The sequence below is a fragment of the Streptomyces sp. NPDC102402 genome (assembly GCF_044765765.1).
Taxonomy (GTDB): Bacteria; Actinomycetota; Actinomycetes; order Streptomycetales; family Streptomycetaceae; genus Streptomyces.
The window spans coordinates 118,440-134,577 of sequence record NZ_JBIWKR010000006.1; the positions used below are offsets into that span (position 1 = coordinate 118,440).

Annotated in this window: 13 protein-coding genes; 8 read left to right on the plus strand and 5 right to left on the minus strand. The window is 72.4% G+C overall.

Annotated features, from left to right (window positions below; genetic code table 11):
* Positions 1-117: 117 nt before the first annotated feature.
* The gene (gene argJ, locus ACIRJR_RS19825; RefSeq protein ID WP_403782185.1) at positions 118-1,296 is read left to right on the plus strand and encodes a bifunctional glutamate N-acetyltransferase/amino-acid acetyltransferase ArgJ; all 1,179 of its coding nucleotides are present in this window, start codon (positions 118-120) and stop codon (positions 1,294-1,296) included.
* Between the two features lie 357 nt (positions 1,297-1,653).
* Here the strand turns inward: argJ and ACIRJR_RS19830 are convergent, their stop codons facing one another.
* Entirely contained in the window at positions 1,654-2,118 is a 465-nt protein-coding gene (locus tag ACIRJR_RS19830; RefSeq protein ID WP_403782188.1) for a DUF5709 domain-containing protein, read from the minus strand.
* 353 nt (positions 2,119-2,471) lie between these two features.
* On the opposite strand from ACIRJR_RS19830, the gene ACIRJR_RS19835 reads away from it, so the two are divergent.
* The 6 genes from ACIRJR_RS19835 (at position 2,472) to ACIRJR_RS19860 (ending at position 10,265) form a co-directional block, all read left to right on the plus strand.
* On the plus strand, positions 2,472-4,340 hold the full coding sequence (locus ACIRJR_RS19835) for a diacylglycerol kinase family protein (RefSeq protein ID WP_403782191.1): 1,869 nt from the start codon (positions 2,472-2,474) through the stop codon (positions 4,338-4,340).
* A 1-nt stretch (position 4,341) separates the two neighbouring features.
* The gene (locus tag ACIRJR_RS19840; protein ID WP_403782194.1) at positions 4,342-5,295 is read left to right on the plus strand and encodes a YihY/virulence factor BrkB family protein; all 954 of its coding nucleotides are present in this window, start codon (positions 4,342-4,344) and stop codon (positions 5,293-5,295) included.
* Complete coding sequence (locus tag ACIRJR_RS19845) at positions 5,296-6,081, plus strand: phosphatase PAP2 family protein (protein WP_403782197.1); 786 nt, start codon at positions 5,296-5,298, stop codon at positions 6,079-6,081. It begins immediately after the preceding gene.
* Positions 6,082-6,119: 38 nt separating this feature from the next.
* A complete protein-coding gene (locus ACIRJR_RS19850; RefSeq protein WP_403782200.1) occupies positions 6,120-6,746 on the plus strand; it encodes an alpha-ketoglutarate-dependent dioxygenase AlkB in 627 nt (208 codons plus the stop codon).
* 102 nt (positions 6,747-6,848) lie between these two features.
* On the plus strand, positions 6,849-8,165 hold the full coding sequence (locus ACIRJR_RS19855; protein WP_403782203.1) for an acetyl-CoA carboxylase biotin carboxylase subunit family protein: 1,317 nt from the start codon (positions 6,849-6,851) through the stop codon (positions 8,163-8,165).
* 69 nt (positions 8,166-8,234) lie between these two features.
* A complete protein-coding gene (locus ACIRJR_RS19860; protein ID WP_403782206.1) occupies positions 8,235-10,265 on the plus strand; it encodes a CocE/NonD family hydrolase in 2,031 nt (676 codons plus the stop codon).
* Between the two features lie 119 nt (positions 10,266-10,384).
* Here the strand turns inward: ACIRJR_RS19860 and ACIRJR_RS19865 are convergent, their stop codons facing one another.
* A complete protein-coding gene (locus ACIRJR_RS19865; protein ID WP_403782209.1) occupies positions 10,385-11,590 on the minus strand; it encodes an esterase/lipase family protein in 1,206 nt (401 codons plus the stop codon).
* A 406-nt stretch (positions 11,591-11,996) separates the two neighbouring features.
* Here ACIRJR_RS19865 and ACIRJR_RS19870 point away from each other — a divergent pair, with 406 nt between their 5' ends.
* Positions 11,997-12,185 carry a hypothetical protein gene (locus ACIRJR_RS19870; RefSeq protein ID WP_403782212.1) on the plus strand — a complete coding sequence of 63 codons (189 nt, stop codon included), beginning with the start codon at positions 11,997-11,999 and terminating at the stop codon, positions 12,183-12,185.
* A 71-nt stretch (positions 12,186-12,256) separates the two neighbouring features.
* Here ACIRJR_RS19870 and ACIRJR_RS19875 read toward each other — a convergent pair whose 3' ends face one another.
* Genes ACIRJR_RS19875 through ACIRJR_RS19885 form a run of 3 tightly spaced genes read right to left on the minus strand, consistent with a single transcriptional unit; the run spans position 12,257 to position 16,117 of the window.
* Complete coding sequence (locus tag ACIRJR_RS19875) at positions 12,257-15,256, minus strand: amino acid adenylation domain-containing protein (protein WP_403782214.1); 3,000 nt, start codon at positions 15,254-15,256, stop codon at positions 12,257-12,259.
* Positions 15,253-15,480, minus strand: coding sequence for an isochorismatase (locus ACIRJR_RS19880; protein ID WP_403782217.1), 228 nt, complete (start codon positions 15,478-15,480; stop codon positions 15,253-15,255). Before ACIRJR_RS19880 ends, ACIRJR_RS19875 begins: the two co-directional genes overlap by 4 nt.
* A gap of 4 nt (positions 15,481-15,484) precedes the next feature.
* On the minus strand, positions 15,485-16,117 hold the full coding sequence (locus ACIRJR_RS19885; RefSeq protein WP_403782220.1) for an isochorismatase family protein: 633 nt from the start codon (positions 16,115-16,117) through the stop codon (positions 15,485-15,487).
* Positions 16,118-16,138: the final 21 nt, after the last annotated feature.

Below are 16,138 nucleotides of genomic sequence, written 5' to 3' on the forward strand. Positions count from 1 at the left end.
GCTCCGGGCTTCGAGAGGGCTCTCGGCCGGTTCGGGTCTTGTGCGCGCACCACTCGTGATGAATGAATAGACATGCGATCAGGCGCATAATGAAAACACGGAAGAGGGCAGGCGATCATGACCCGTACGACCACTCGGGAGCCCGCGGGGTTCGTGGTGCACACGGCGGCGGTGGGAGTCGTCGGCGATGGGCGGGACGACTTCACGGTGCTGGCCTCGACCGAACCCGCGCAGGTCAGCGCGGTGTTCACCAAGTCGCGCTTCTCCGGCCCGAGCGTGGTGCTCAGCCGGGCCGTGGCGGCCGACGGGCGTGCGCGAGGGGTCGTCGTCGTCGCGCGGAACGCCAACGTCGCCACAGGGCCGGAGGGCGAGAGCAACGCCCGCGAGGTGCGTGACGGGGTGGCCGCCGCCACCGGGCTCTCCCCGGACGAACTGCTGATGGCCTCCACGGGGGTGATCGGCATCCAGTACCCGATGGAGCAGATCAGGGCACACATCAAGACGCTCTCCTGGCCCTTCCCCGAGGGCGGGTTCGACCGGGCCGCGCGAGCCATCATGACGACCGACACCCGGCCCAAGGAGGTCAGGGTCCGGTGCGGCGGGGCGACGCTCGTCGGCATCGCCAAGGGGGTCGGGATGCTGGAGCCCGACATGGCGACCCTGCTGACCTTCTTCGCCACCGACGCCCGACTGCCCCGGGACGTGCAGGACCGGATCTTCCGCAGCGTCATGGACCGCACGTTCAACGCGGTGTCCATCGACACCGACACGTCGACGAGTGACACCGCGGTCCTGTTCGCCAACGGGCTTGCGGGCGACGTGGATCCGGTGGAGTTCGAGGAGGCGCTGTACGAGGTGGCGCTCGCCCTGGTGAAGAACATCGCCTCCGACGGCGAGGGGGCCGACAAGCTCATCGAGGTGCGGGTCACAGGGGCGCGGGACACGGCTCAGGCCAAGCGCGTCGGCAAGGCCGTGGTCAACTCGCCGCTGGTCAAGACCGCCGTGCACGGCAGCGACCCCAACTGGGGCCGGGTGAACATGGCGATCGGCAAGTGCACCGACGACACCGACATCCTCCCGGAGAACGTGACCGTCCGGTTCGGCGGGACCCTGGTCTATCCGCAGCGCGCCGACGGTCCCGGCGACACGGAGCTGCGGGCGGCGGTCGCCGGGCACATGCGCGGCAGCGAGGTCGTGATCGGCATCGGACTGGGCATCGGTGAAGGGGAGTTCACCGTCTACGGCTGTGACCTGACGGAGGGATACGTGCGGCTGAACTCCGAGTACACCACCTGATCCGCCTCGGCACGGCCCGCCGCCCCCTCGAACGCGGCACCGCACCGCACAGCGAAGCGGCGCGCGAGGCGGACCCGGACCCGGCCGGGTGGCGGAGGCCGGCTCGTGGCCCCGGCGGTGCTGTGCGGCCCGGGCTCTCCGCCACGCCGCGGAGAACCCGGGGCGGGGCGGCCGTACTCCATGCCGGGCACGGAACGACGGCCCGTGCCGCGACGACGTGCCTCTGCGACGGCCCGTGCCGCGACGACGTGCGTCTGCGACGGTCCGCGCCGCGACGGGGCGGAGGCGGTCACCGGAGGGGTCCGGTTCCGCCTCCGACGTGCTGCCCGGGCAGGTTCCGCGGGCGTTCCAGGCGGCTCAGGTCGCGTCGTCGTCCTGGATGTGCACCGCGGCCTCCTCGGCGGAGGCCGCGCCTCCGTCGATGCCGACGTCCCTGCCCAGCACCCGGTTGTTGCGCACGGGGCCGCCGGGCTCCTCGTCGGTGACGGCGACGCGTCCGGCGCGCTCCTGTCCGGCGTCGTCCTCCTCCGGGCCGTTGTCCTCCGGCCCGTCGTCGGTCCCGTCCGCCAGGACGGGATCCGCCTCGGGTACCTCCTGTGCGAGGCGCCGGTCGAGGGACTCGCCCTCCCGCTGCTCCTCGCCCGTCGTGCCGTACTTCGAGACGCCCAGGGGCTTCTCCGGAGGGGAGTACCCCGTGTCCAGCATGTCGTCGAGGTCCGGCTCGTCGATCACGTTCTCCGGGTCGAGGTCGTCCGTCGGCCGGTTGTCACTGTCCGAACCGTCCGGCTGGTAGACGTCGTCACCGCGTCCTTCTTCCGGCATCGGATCGCTCCTTCCCTTGAGGTAGGCCGTGTCCGCCGTCGCCCGTACGGGGGTCGGGCGGCCTTCGCCGCTCTCCTGCCCACAGATGCGCACGTCAGTACCGCTGATTTCCCGGTCTGCCGCCGGGGCGGAAGGCCTGGTCGGACCCTTCGAGGTCGGCACCCTGTCGGCCCCGGCAGCTTATGACCGATCCCCGGCCGCTGCGACCGGGAGGCCCCCGGCCCCCGGCGCAGGGTTCGAGCGCCGCCACGGGCGGCAGGTCTGGAGGCGCGAGGAGGGGGAAGACGGCGAAACGCCGGGGGCAGCCCTGGTCCCACTCGTAGTCCGAGGGGCACCGAAACGACGGGAAAGCCATGCCGACCGACATACCGGACAGACGCGCAGCCTTCGCCGGCGGGCCCGTGTCAGCCGTGCCGCCGCACCCGGGCGAGCGCGTGCCGACCCACCCGCTCCCGTCCGGCCGGGAGCGCCCGGAAGGAGCCCTGCCGACCGCGGACGGAGCCCCGGGAACCGCGTACGGAGCCCCGGGAACCGCGTACGGAGCCCAGACGACCGCGGGTGGAACCCCGCAGGCACCCGTCGGTACACCCGCGACCGCCGGAGGCATGGGCCGGGCGGTGGGAGTCATCGCCTCGACGGCGGTCTGTCAGGCCGCCCTGATGGTGGGAATCGGGCTCCTGATCACCGGTCCGGCGGCCGGGGTGTGGCCGCTGACGTCCGAGGACCGGTTCACCGACGCGCTGGAGCGGGCCCGCACCGGCACACTCGACACGGTGTCCCTCGTCGTGTCCGAGGCGGGCAACACGGCCACGGTCGTCGTCGGCACCCTCCTCGCCTGCCTCCTCCTGCTCCTGGCACCTCGGCTCCCACGGTGGCGGGACGCGCTCTTCCTCTCGGTGGCCGTGTCGCTCCAGTCCCTCGTCTTCCTGGTCGTCACCGAAGCGGTGGACCGCACCCGGCCCGACGTCGAGCGGCTCGACGCCTCGCCCCCCACCTCCAGCTACACATCCGGACACACCGGAGCCGCGACGGCCCTGTACGCCGGTCTCGCGGTCCTGGTCCTGCACCGGACGAAGGCGCCGTGGCGCAGGCCCGTCGCGTTCCTGCTGCTGCTCGTGCCCCTGCTGGTGGGGATCGCCCGCGCGTACCGGGGGATGCACCACCCGACGGACATCGCCGGGGGTCTGCTCAACGGCGGGCTGTCCCTGCTGATCGTCGGCCGCGCGCTGCTGACGGGGTCCCACGTGCCCGCCGCCGCCCCGTCCGTCGCGACGGCCCCGGAGGGCGCGGCCACCTCCGCGCACGGCCGCACCGCGGTGGTCTTCAACCCCACCGTCACCGACGAGAGCGCCCGCGCCGAGCTGCGGCGGGTCCTGGAGGACCACGGCCACCACGGTGCGGATTTCGTGCCGACCACGGCCGACGACCCGGGGGAGGGCCAGACGGAACGAGCCGTACGGCACGGGGTCTCGCTCGTCGTGGTCTGCGGCGGCGACGGGACGGTCCGAGCCGCCGCGGAGGCTCTGGCGGGCACGGGCGTTCCGCTCGCGGTGGTTCCCTGCGGCACGGGCAACCTCCTCGCCCGCAACCTCGGCCTGCCGGTGAAGCCGGCGGAGGCCCTCGCCGTGGCGCTGCGTGGCGCTCCGCACCGCATCGACCTCGGCCGGATCGAGGGCGACGGCATGGCGCCCGCGCACTTCACGGTGATGTCCGGAGCCGGTCTCGACGCCGCGATGCTGGAGAGCACCAGTGACCGGGCCAAGGCACTGCTCGGCTGGCCCGCCTACGTCATGGCGGGCCTGCGGGAGTTGCGTGCCCCCCGCATGCGCCTGACGGTCTCCCTCGACGGGGCACGCCCCCTGCGCCGCAGCGCCCGGATGGTGCTCGTGGCCAACACCGGCAAGGTGCAGGGCGGGGCCGCCCTCGTCCCGGCCGCCCGGCCCGACGACGGGCTGCTCGACCTCATGATCCTCGACCCGCGCGGCCCGGGAGGCTGGCTGAGCGCCGTCGCCACACTCGTGCGCCGCGGGCCCACGAGCGGGCCCGGCGGCGACGGAGGCGCCCGCTCCGTGGAGTACTTCACCTTCCGCCACGCGGACCTCCGCTTCGACGCGCCGCAGCAGCGCGAGCTGGACGGTGACCCGGTGGCACCCGGCCGCCGCCTGAGTGCCGAGGTGAGGCCCGGCGCGCTGACCGTGCTCCTGCCCGTGAGAGGGAAGTGACATGGGCACCGCCACCAGGGTCCCGCAGACCCGCGACATGGCCGGCAGCGAGCTCTCCGGTGACGAGGCCCTCGTCACCTTGAGGCGCTACGGCCGCTGGCCGCTGCTGCGCGACTCCTTCGTCCGCTTCCGCTACGCCGACGGCTTCAGCCACTCCCGGGCACTCGCCCTGCAGACCGTGCTGGCGGTGGTGCCGCTGGCCATCGCCTTCGTCGGGCTGTCCACCGCCCTGCACACAGAGGACCTGGGCAGGGTCGCGGAGCTGACGATCCACCGGATCACGGCGGGGCCGAGCGCGGAGGTCGTCGAGGACGCCCTGGACCGCAGCCGGCGGAGCGCCGACGACGGAGCCCAGCTCGCCCTCTGGTTCGGACTGGTCTTCTCCCTCACCAACACCACCACGGCGATGTGCCAGATAGAGCGCGGGGCCAACCGGATCTACGGCGTGGAACGCGACCGCGTCTTCCACCTGAAGTACCTGCGCGGCCTGGTGATGTCGCTGACCGCGGGCATCCCGCTCGGTATCGGCTTCATCGCGATGGTGGCCGGAGGCGACCTGGTGGCGGCGGTGGTCGACGTGTACGACCTGGGTCCCGGTGCCCGGTCCGCCTGGGACCTGCTGCGCTGGCCCGCCGGAGTGGTCCTGGTGCTCCTCTCGGCGAGCGCCATCTTCCGCCGCTCGCCGAGGCGCCGGCAGCCGGGCTACACCTGGCTGGCCTTCGGCGCCGCCGTGTATCTGGTGCTGTGGACCACGCTGACCTGGCTGCTGAGCCTCTATCTCGAGGTCAGCGGTTCCTTCGACACCGTCTACGGCCCGCTCACGGCGTTCATGTCCTTGCTGCTCTGGGCCTACCTCACTTCCATCGCCCTCTTCCTCGGCCTCTCCTTCGCCGCCCAGCTGGAGGCGGTGCGGGCCAGGCGGCCCGGCCCCGTACAACCCGACCCAGGAGCCTGAATGCCCGCACGACCCGTTGTCCCGGCCGCCCTGCGGCGGAGGCGAAAGGATGCCGACCGCCGGTTCGGCATGCGGCTGTTCGGTTCCGCGGCGGTCGCCGCGGCCGCTGCCGTCTTCTTCGGTCTCCTGCTCGTCCTGGTGGAGAGCGGGTGGCATCCGCTGCGGCGGCTGGACGCCGGTGCGGCCCGGTGGCTGAACCGGACCGCGCTCGACCATCCGGCATGGACCGGCACCCTCCGCTTCTTCTCCGACGTGGTGTGGGATCCCGTGACGCTGCGCGCGGCGGTCGCCGTGCTCACCCTCTGGCTGCTCCACCGGCGTGCCTGGAGGCTCGCCGCCTGGTCGGCCGTCACGGCGGTGGCCGGCGGCCTCATCGGCCTGCTGGTGAAGGTGGTGGTCGAGCGTGCCAGGCCGTCGCTCCCGGACCCGGTGGCCCAGGCCCCCGGCTACTCGTTCCCCTCCGGTCACGCCATGGCGGCGACGACCTCCTTCGCCGTCCTCCTGCTCGTGCTCCTGCCCCTGGTCCGTCGCGGTCTCCGCCCCCTGTGCTGGGCCGTGGCGGTCGTCTCGGTCCTGGGTGTGGGATTCACCCGGGTCGCGCTGGGCGTCCACTGGTTCAGCGACGTGGTCGGCGGCTGGACACTCGGGCTGGCCGTGGTGGCACTGACCGGCTGGTCCTTCGAGGCGTGGCGTGCCGACGCCGGCCTCGGCCGCACCGAGGTGTCCGAGGGCCTGGAGCCGGAGCTGAGCGGCGACGACCCCGAAGCGAGGGGCCCCGCCCAGTGATGGGAACGCATGTTCTAATCGCCGGGTAGGCTTGTCCCATGTCCGCTCATCTCCAGGGTTCACTGTTCGACCAGGCCGACCGCCCCCACCTGGGCCGTCTCACCGGGCTGCGCAGGACGGTCCTCGGCGACGGGGCGTGGATCGACCTGCTCCCGGGCTGGCTGAGCGGCGCCGACGAGCTCTTCGCCGAGCTCGCCGACGGAGTGCCCTGGCGGGCCGAGCGGCGCCAGATGTACGACCGCACGGTCGACGTGCCCCGCCTGCTCGCCTTCTACCGCACAGAGGACGCCCTGCCGAGCCCCGTCCTGGACGAGGCCCGCGACGCGCTGTCCTCCCACTACGGCGACGAGCTGGGGGAGCCCTTCACCACGGCCGGGCTCTGCTACTACCGGGACGGGCGTGACAGCGTCGCCTGGCACGGCGACCTGACCGGGCGCAGCTCGCACGAGGACACGATGGTGGCGATCCTCTCCCTCGGCGCCCCGCGCGATCTTCTGCTGCGCCCGTGCCGCGGCGGCGACACCGTGCGCCGGCCGCTGGGCCACGGCGACCTGATCGTCATGGGCGGCTCCTGCCAGCGCACCTGGCAGCACGCCGTACCCAAGACCGCGCACGCCCGCGGCCCGCGGATCAGCGTCCAGTACCGCACCCGCGGAGTGCGCTGAGGAGGCCGGACGGCCTTCTGGAGGAGCAGGCCCCGCATGTCGGCCGATGTGCAGGGCACGCGCTGTGGTGCAGGAACACCTCCTACGGAAGGGAACCGCCACATGCCCCAGGGGCAGCGCAAGAACATCTTCGTCATCGGTCTCGACGACGCCAACCTGCCGACGCTGGAAGCCGTCCCGGACGCAGGCTCCTACCGGTTCCACCGTCTGCTGGGCGTCGGGGAACTGCAGGAGGGCGAGGTGTCCGTGCCCGCCCTGATGGACCGTGCCCGAGCCGTCCTCGACGCGCACGACGGCAGCATCGACGCGATAGTCGGGTACTGGGACTTCCCGGTGAGCACCCTCGTCCCCATGCTCGGCAAGGAGTACGGCGTGCGGACGACCAGCCTCGAATCCGTGGTCAAGTGCGAGCACAAGTACTGGAGCCGCCTGGAGCAGCGGAAGGTCATCGACGAGTACCCGCGCTTCGGCCGGGTGGACCTGGACACGGACGACCCGAAGCCGCCCGAGGGCGTGAACTTCCCCATGTGGCTCAAGCCCGCCCTCGCCTACTCGTCCGAACTGGCCTACGGCGTGTCGGACATGACCGAGTTCAGAACGGCCGTCGACCGGATCCGGGAGGGCATCGCCCGGGTCGGCAGGCCCTTCGACTCCGTACTGGGCCTGCTCGAACTGCCGCCGGAGATGGAGGGTGTCGGCGGCCAGGTCTGTCTCGCGGAGGAGGCGATGACCGGCATCCAGGTGGCCGTCGAGGGATACGTCCACGAGGGCCGGGCGACCGTCTACGGTGTGCTGGACTCCATCAACTACCCTGCCTCACCCTGCTTCCTGCGCCACCAGTACCCGAGCAGCCTCCCCGCCCCCGTGATCCGGAAGCTCCACGACGTCAGCGAACGGACCATGCGGCAGATCGGCATGGAATCGGCCACCTTCAGCATCGAGTACTTCTACGACCCGAAGACCCAGGACATCAGCCTCCTGGAGATCAACCCCCGCCACTCGCAGTCCCACGCCGAACTCTTCCACTACGTCGACGGCGCGCCCAACCACCACCGGATGATCAGTCTCGCGCTCGGCCGCGACCCGGAGCTCACCGGCGGCAAGGGGCCCTACGCCGTGGCCGCCAAGTGGTACTACCGCTGGTTCGGCGACGGGAAGGTCCACGAGGTCCCCACCCCGGAACGGATCGCCGCCATCGAGCGCGAGATACCCGGGGTGCGCATCGACGTCGTACCCGAGGAGGGGCAGAAGCTCTCCACGGTCTCCCAGCAGGACAGCTACAGCTACGAAGTGGCACACATCTTCACCGGGGGAGACGACGAGGAGGACCTGCGCGGCAAGTTCGACCGCTGCGTGGCCGCCCTCGGACTCACCTTCGACGAGACGGAGCCGGGAGGCCGCGGCACGAAGACCGGATGACCCGGCGGGTCCCGCACACAGACCGGGTGACCCGTCAGGTCCCGCACGACGAAAGGAGGCCGCACAGGCATGCGCCACGTCGACCAGCTGCCCTGCGCGATCCAGGAAGAGAAGCACGTCACGATCCCCATGGAGGACGGAGTGAAGCTCTCCGCGCGGATCTGGCGTCCCACCGCCTCGGACGCCGAACCCGTGCCGGCCGTGCTGGAGTACATCCCGTACCGCAAGAACGACCTCACCTCCACCCGTGACGCCATCCACCACCCCTACATCGCCGGACACGGCTACGCGTGCGTACGCGTCGACCTGCGGGGGACCGGCGAATCGGAGGGCGTGCTGCTGGACGAGTACCTCGAACAGGAGCAGCGCGACGCCGAGGCCGTGCTGGCCTGGATCGCCGAACAGCCCTGGTGCGACGGGAACACCGGCATGATGGGCATCTCCTGGGGTGCCTTCGCCGCTCTCCAGACAGCCGCCCGCAGGCCGCCGAGCCTGCGCGCCATCTGTATCGCGTCGTTCACCGACGACAGGTACGCGGACGACATGCACTACCTCGGCGGCGCGATGCTCTCCGACAACCTGGCCGAGGCCGGCACCATGTTCGCGTACGCCACCTGCCCGCCCGATCCGGCGGTGGTCGGTGAACGCTGGCGGGAGATGTGGCGGGAGCGGCTCGACGCCGCACGCCCCTGGGTCCTGGAGTGGCTGCGCCACCAGCAGCGGGACGACTACTGGCGCCACGCCTCCCTGAGCGAGGACTACTCCGCCCTGCGCTGCCCGGTGCTCGCCTCCAGCGGGTGGGCGGACGGCTACTCCAACGCCGTGACGCGGCTGCTGAGCCGTGTCGACGTACCCCGCAAGGGGCTCATCGGCCCCTGGTCGCACAAGCTCCCGCATCTCGGGGAGCCGGGACCGGCCATCGGGTACCTCCAGGAGGTCGTGCGCTGGTGGGACCACTGGCTCAAGGGTGCCGACAACGGCGTCATGGACGGTCCCATGCTCCGGACCTGGATGCAGGAGAGCGTCCCGCCCTCCACCTCCTACGAGGAGCGGCCCGGACGGTGGGTCGGCGAACCGTCGTGGCCCTCGCCGAACATCGGTGAGAGCGTCCTCCCGCTGCGCGACGGCAAGCTGGGCCGGCCCGAGGAGCTGGAGGACCAGGAGGACCGCGTCCACACGGTGCAGTCGCCGCTCTCCGTCGGTCAGTTCGCCGGCAAGTGGGCCTCGTACAACGCCCCGCCGGACCTGCCCTACGACCAGCGCGAGGAGGACGGCGGCTCACTCGTCTTCCAGACCGAGCCGCTGGACGGACGCGTCGAGATCCTCGGCGCCCCGGTCGTCGACGTGGAGGTGTCCGCGGACGCGCCGATCGCCCAGCTGAACGTCAGGCTGTCCGATGTCGCACCGGACGGGCGCTCGACCAGGGTGACCTACGGAGTGCTCAACCTGACCCACCGCGACAGCGAGGAAGCCCCGGAGGCGCTGGAACCGGGCAGGCGCTACCGGGTCCGTGTCCCGCTGCACAGCGTCGCGCAGGCCTTCCCGCCCGGACACCGCATCCGCCTGTCACTCTCCACCTCGTACTGGCCGCTCGTCTGGCCGGCCCCCGCGCCGGCCCTGCTCAGCGTGTACGAGAAGGGCGGCACGCTCACCCTGCCCGTCCGCCCCGACGACGTGCCGGAGGACAAGGCGCTGCCGCCCTTCGGGGAGCCCGAGGGCTGCGCACCCCCCGCCGTGGTCCGCCTCAGCGAGCCGGAGCAGGCGTGGACCGTCTCCAGGGACCTGGTGAACTACCGGTCGGTGCTGGACATCGTGAAGGACCGCGGGCTCCAGCGGTACGAGGACACCGGCATCGAGACCGGGCTCAGGGCCTGCGAGCAGTACAGCTGGACCGGTGAGGAGTTCGGGTCGGTGCGCGGTGAGTCGGGTTGGGAGATGCGTTTCCGCCGTCCCGGATGGGACGTCCGGGTCGAGACGCGCACGGTGCTGACGTCGGACGAGCACGCCTTCCACGTGGACGCGACGCTCGACGGGTACGAGGACGGGCGGCGTGTCTTCTCCCGCACCTGGAACGAGGAGGTCCCCCGGGAGAACGTCTGACGGGCGAGCCGCCGGGGCACCAGGGTGCCCCGGACGCCGTCGGACGCGTGCACGCCGGGTCACCGGGGGGCTGTCCGCTCGCACGAGCGGACAGCCCCCCGGTCGGCGGGTGGCGGGGCTCAGTCGGGGAGCCGGTCCATGAGCCAGGTGCACAGCTCCTCGGAGACAGCCGTGTGCGCGGTGGTCGTGGACGAACAGCGGAAGTCGTCCAGTTCGCTCTCCTCCGGGCTCAGTTCGTCGATGTTCGCGTACAGGTCGGCCTGCTTCTCGATGTCGCGGATCGCGACCGCGCTGACCGAGGGGACGAAGCACACCTCCTCGTGCCGCAGGTCCGCCTTGCCGCCGAGCTTCTCCACCGTGTCGGCGAGGATCCTGTAGGTGTGGAGGGTTCCTCCCGGCGCACCGTCGAGCTCCGGGAAGCCGCTGGTCGTGATGGTCTTCTCGGCCTTGGGGAACCTGCGGTTCAGGTACGCGGCCGTCACGTCGTCGCCCTGGGCGTGGGTGTAGAAGGTGGTGCCCGGATAGATCTGCTCGATCCGCAGGGCCACCTGACCGGGCGTCACGTCCGGGAGGCCGACCCCGTCGGCACGGCCGTTGGCCACGGCGATCTTCATCGGGATCTGCGGCCAGCCGCCGACCCGGTCCAGGGCTGCCAGGAACTCCGCGCGCTCCGGGGCTGCCCCGACCTTCCCCGTGTCCTTGTCGTAGTGCTGCCAGAGCATCTGGCGTGCGGCAGGGCTGTTCATCTGCTTCGCGAAGCTGTTCGGGAAGGGGATGAAGTGGGAGAAGGCCTGCACGCCGACCGGGATGGACGCGCCGCGGTGCGGGCTGTCGTAGGAGAAGTACAGCGCGGTCCGGTGGTCCATGCGCATCGTCTCCATCCTGGCGAGCGCGTAGCGGGTGACGATGCCGCCCATGCTGAAACCCCCGACGACCAGGCGGGCGTCGCCCACCTGCTCGGCGCTGGTCCTCAGGACGGCGGCCAGTACCGCTTCCGCGTTGTCCAGGATCGACGCGCTGCGCTCGTCGAAGCCGAGCAGGATCACGTCCCTTCCTCGCCGGCGCAGCTCGCTGATGAACGGGAAGCCGCTCTCCAGCCCGTGGTAGAGCTGGTCGAGCTTGCTCCGGCCGAGGTTGAAGCCGTCGGCCATGATCACGGGCCGGACGAGCCCGCCGCGGTTGCCCTCGCCGGGGAAGACCCAGGCGAAGCCGTTCGGCAGGGTCCACTCCTCGTGCTCCCGTACCTCGGTCGCGCTGACGGGTTCGGCGGTCAGCGGACCGCCGAGGGTGAACGAACCGACGTCGGGCTCGGTCGTCGCGGACATGGACGTACTCCTTACGGAAGGGTGGTCGGGACGACGTCATCATGGGGGGCGATCCGGGTGGATCACTCTTCTGAGCTGCGGAGTTCACCACATCTGATGGAGCGCTCGCGGGACATGTTTGGTGTGCCCGGCATGTGCCCGTGGCCTGTTCTCATCGCTCGTCCGTTCACCTCGCCGAGGCCGGACACCCGGCTGCGGAAGTGCGGGGGCGACCACTCGGTACGGCTGAGGCTCGCGCCGGCCGCGAGAGGCAGGGGAAGTCCGACGGCGGTCACGACTGCCGGTCCGGGCGGCTGCTCTCCGGGCCACGAACGACGCGGATCCGTGGGTTGCCCTGACCGCGCTCCAGGTACTGGCCCAGCGGTGGCGGGACGACCCCGAGACCCGCGCCGTCGCGGAGCGCTGCGTGGACGGCCCGCTGCGGGTCGAAGCCCTCAGGCTGCTCGCCCTGGTCTGGCCGCAGGACGCTGCGACCCTCCGGACCGTCGAACGGGTGGCACGCGAGGGGCCGGCCGCGATGCACGCCGTGACCACACCGCTCCTGGCGTTCCTCGCCGGGTTCCGCGACGGCACCCCCGACGCCTGCGGCCCTTGACCTGCCCCTGCTCATGGATGGCGGTGCCGGCTCGCGGACCCCGGCCGGGGGCGGCGGGGACGCGGATGATCTCAGACCCGCTCCCCGCCCCGCTCCGGCGCGGCGGCACACGCCTCGTGCGGAGCCGGGCCGAACCGTACGGTCCATCCCGCCGGCACCTCCCGCCAGACCGGCCAGAGGGACGACTGCCCGAGGGCGTTCGCCAGCACCAGGTGCGTGGCCCGGCCCTCCGGCCCGCGATCGAACGGGCCTCTCCGCGCGCTCACGTGTCCAGCCCCTCCTGACGTGCCGCCAGAACGGCTGCGACGGTCTCGAGATGACGGCCCCGCATCAACCGAGCCGCTGCTCGCCCGGTCCTCCCGCACCACGGCGCAGACGGCGTCCACCCCGCCCCGGGCCGTCAGCGCGGTCTCGACCTCGCCGGGCCCGGTGCGCTGCCCGCGGGGCCTGACCCGGTCGTCCGTACGGCCGAGGCGGACCACCTCGCCCCCCGGCGTCCAGTGCGCCAGGTCCCCCGTGCGGAACATGCGCCGCTCCGGCCGTCCGAAGGGGTCGGCGACGAAGCGGGACGCGGTCAGCTCCGGGCGGTTCAGGTATCCGTCAGCGAGCTGGCGCCCTGCCAGGTAGAGCTCTCCGGGCATACCCGGAGGGCAGGGCCGCAGCGCCGCGTCGAGCACGTACAGGCTGGTGTTCCACACGGGCCGGCCGATCGGCACCGGGCCGACGGCGTTCGCCTGGCACGCGTGGAAGGTGACGCCGGCAGTGGCCTCCACGGGGCCGTGGAGACTGTGCAGTTCGACGCCGGGCAGGCCGCGCCCGAACGCGTCCGCGGTCTCGCGGGGCAGGTCCTCGCCGCTGCAGAAGACCCTCCTGAGGGTTCCGTACGCATCCGCGTCCGCCCCGGCCTCCGAGAGGAAGTCCCGGAGCGCCGACGGCGCGAAGTGGCAGGTGGTGACGGACTGTTCGCGGACCAGCCGGGCCAGAGAGGCCGGATCCTCGGTGCTGCCCGGTTCGGCGACCACCAGCACCGCACCCTGGCGCAGCGGCCAGAAGAACTCCCACACGGACACGCCGGACGACGCCGGCGACTTCTGCAGCACCCGGTCGTCCGCGGCGAGCCCGTAGGCACCCTGCATCCAGCGCAGCCGGTTGTCGACCGCCCCGTGCGACACGACGACGCCCTTGGGGCGGCCCGTCGAACCGGTGGTGTAGACGACGTACGCCGGATGGGCCGGGGTGAGGGGCCGCGACGGGTTCACCCAGAGGTACTCCGAGACGTCGAGGCCGTCCAGCACGACCAGCGGTGTCCCGGTGTCCTCGGGGAGCCGGCCCGCCCGGTCGGCCACCGCGCACACCGGTGCCGCGTCCCGCAGCACGTACGCCGGCAGCTGCTCCGGACAGTCCGGGTCCAGCGGCAGGTACGCGGCCCCGGACTTCAGGACGGCGAGCAGCGACACGACGAGCTCCACCGAGCGCGGCACCGACACCGCGACCACGGCACCCGGCCGGGCGCCGAGCGTCCGCAGGTGCCGGGCCAGCCGGTTGGCGCGGGTGTTCAGCTCCTCGTAGGTGAGTGAGGTGTCGCCGCAGACGAGGGCGGTGGCGCCCGGGGTGCGCGCGGCGCGCGCCTCGATCGGCCCGATGAGGGTGGTGGCCGGCAACGCGCGGTCCGTGTCGTTGAACGTGCGGACGACCAGCTCGTGTTCGTCCGCCGTGGCCATGCCGTGCGCGGCTGTCGGCACATGCGGATCGGCCCGGCTCAGCCGCCCCACCAGATCCACGAAGCGTTCCTGGTGCGCGACCAGTTCCCCGTCGTTGTACAGCGCCGGATTGGCGTCGTGGTCGATCCGCAGGCCACGTCCTTCGGCCTGCTCGTGGATGCGGACCGTCAGGTCGTCGACCGGTCCGGCCGACAGGTTCCGGGCCCGCGCCGGGGCGCCGGCGAAGTCCACGTCGTGGTCGAAGGGCATGACGTGGACCAGCGGACCGGCCGGCCCGCGGTTCTCCCCGGGGAGCCCCGGGCTCCGGCGGATGTCCTCGCAGCGGAAGCGCTGGTGCCGGCGGGCCCCGCGGACGCCCAGCACCACTTGGCGCACCAGCTCGGCGAAGGTGACCTCGGGGGACACGTCCAGCCGCAGCGGGAGCACGTTCGTCACCATGCCGGGCACCCGCGGCGGGACGGACCCCACGCGGGCGGCCATCGGCAGGCCGAGTACGACCTCCTGGTGGCCCGTCGCCCGCGAGGTGTAGAGGGCCTGAGCGGCGATCAGCACATCCGGCCATGTGGCGCGGAGCCGGGCGGCCAGGGCGTGAACGCCTTCGGTGGCCTCGGCGCCCAGGTGGGCCGTGCGCCGGAGGAACGTCCGGGAGGGCAGCGCCCCGCGTCCCGCGATCCGGGGTGCCTCGGGGCGGTCGGCGAGCGTCTCCGCCCAGTGCGCCCGGTCGGCGGTGAAGGCCTTCGAGGACCGGTACACGGTGTCCTCGTGGACGAGTTCGGCCAGCGTCCCGAAGGCACGCGGCCCGGGGCCCTCGCCCCGGGCGAGGGCCGTGTAGACCTCGGCGGTCCTGCGTACGACGAGCGACCGGCCGAAGTCGTCCATGATCAGGTGATGGACGTGCAGGTACCACAGCCAACGCTCCTCGCCCACCCGGAACAGGGCGTGCCGGACCAGCGGGCCGGACGTCAGGGCGAAGGGTTCGGTCAGGTCCGCGCGCATCCACTCCTCTGCCTGACGGCCGGGATCGGACGCCTCGCGCAGGTCGTGCGCGGTGAACGGCAGCACCACGGAGGGAAGGACCCGCTGGCGCGGGCCCTGCGCGGAGTCCTCCACGGACACCCGCAGCGTGTCGGCCTCCTCGGTGACGCGGTGCAGAGCCGTGGCGAAGAGGTCCGGATCGAGCGGTCCTTCGATCTCCAGGCACTCCGCCGTGCTCTGCGCCGGACCGAGCGGATCGACCGACTGCGCGAACCACACGTCCGACTGGGCGGCCGTCAGCGGCAGCACCGCGCCCGTCGTGCCCGGGCCGGGTGCGGGCTCCGCCCCGTCGGCGTCGGTGAGCAGGACGGTCATGAGGCCTCCAGCAGCGGCGCCCGTACCTCGACGGCGGCCCCTCCGGCGAGGTCCGCGAGGCCCGTCTCCACACCGTGGTCCCGGCGCCGGCGTGCGGGCAGCGCCGTGACGCGCGGCGAGTCCGGCCCCTGGTCCGGGGGCTTCGCGCCGGGGGAGATCTCCGCGGGCTTCTCGCCGAAGGCGTCGGCGACGTCGTGACGGAACGGTTCAAGGGCGAGCGCCACGGCTTCAGACCTCCTTCAGGAACGCGTCGGTCGAGATGACGACCGCGCAGCGGCCCGCGGCCCAGCGCAGCGCCATGTCGTGGTCCTCGCGGGAGAAGTCCGCCACGGCGTCGGCGACCACGAAGGCCTGGACGTCGCGCATCCACGCGTCGCAGGCGCTCATGAGCACGCCGATGTGCGCGTAGACACCGGTGATCACCAGCTGGTCGCGCCCGGACTCGGCCAGCAGCGCTGCGAGGCCGGTGCGGACGAACGCGCTGTACTTCCATTTGGTCAGGACCGTGTCACCGTCCGCGGGCGCGACGACGCCGGGGATCGCCAGTGCCGCGGGGTCGTCGGCCGCGCCGGCCCCCCAGAAGTCGAGCTGGAGACCGCGCTCCTGCGGCGTCTGGCCTCCGCGCTGGACGGAGTAGACGACCGGCACACCGAGGCGGCGGCACTCCGCGACGACCCGGGCCGTGTTGTCGAGCATGCCGGTGAGCGGCTGCTCACCGGTCGGGAACGCGCCGAGGAAGTGGTTCTGCAGGTCGTGGACCAGGAGCACGGCGCGCGCGGGGTCTACGGTCCAGTCCACGCGGTTCGCGGGCAGTTCGGCCTCGGCCGGCAGTGCGTAGGAAGCGATGGCGGGAAGAGCCATGGGTGGAACCTTTCGGTGCCG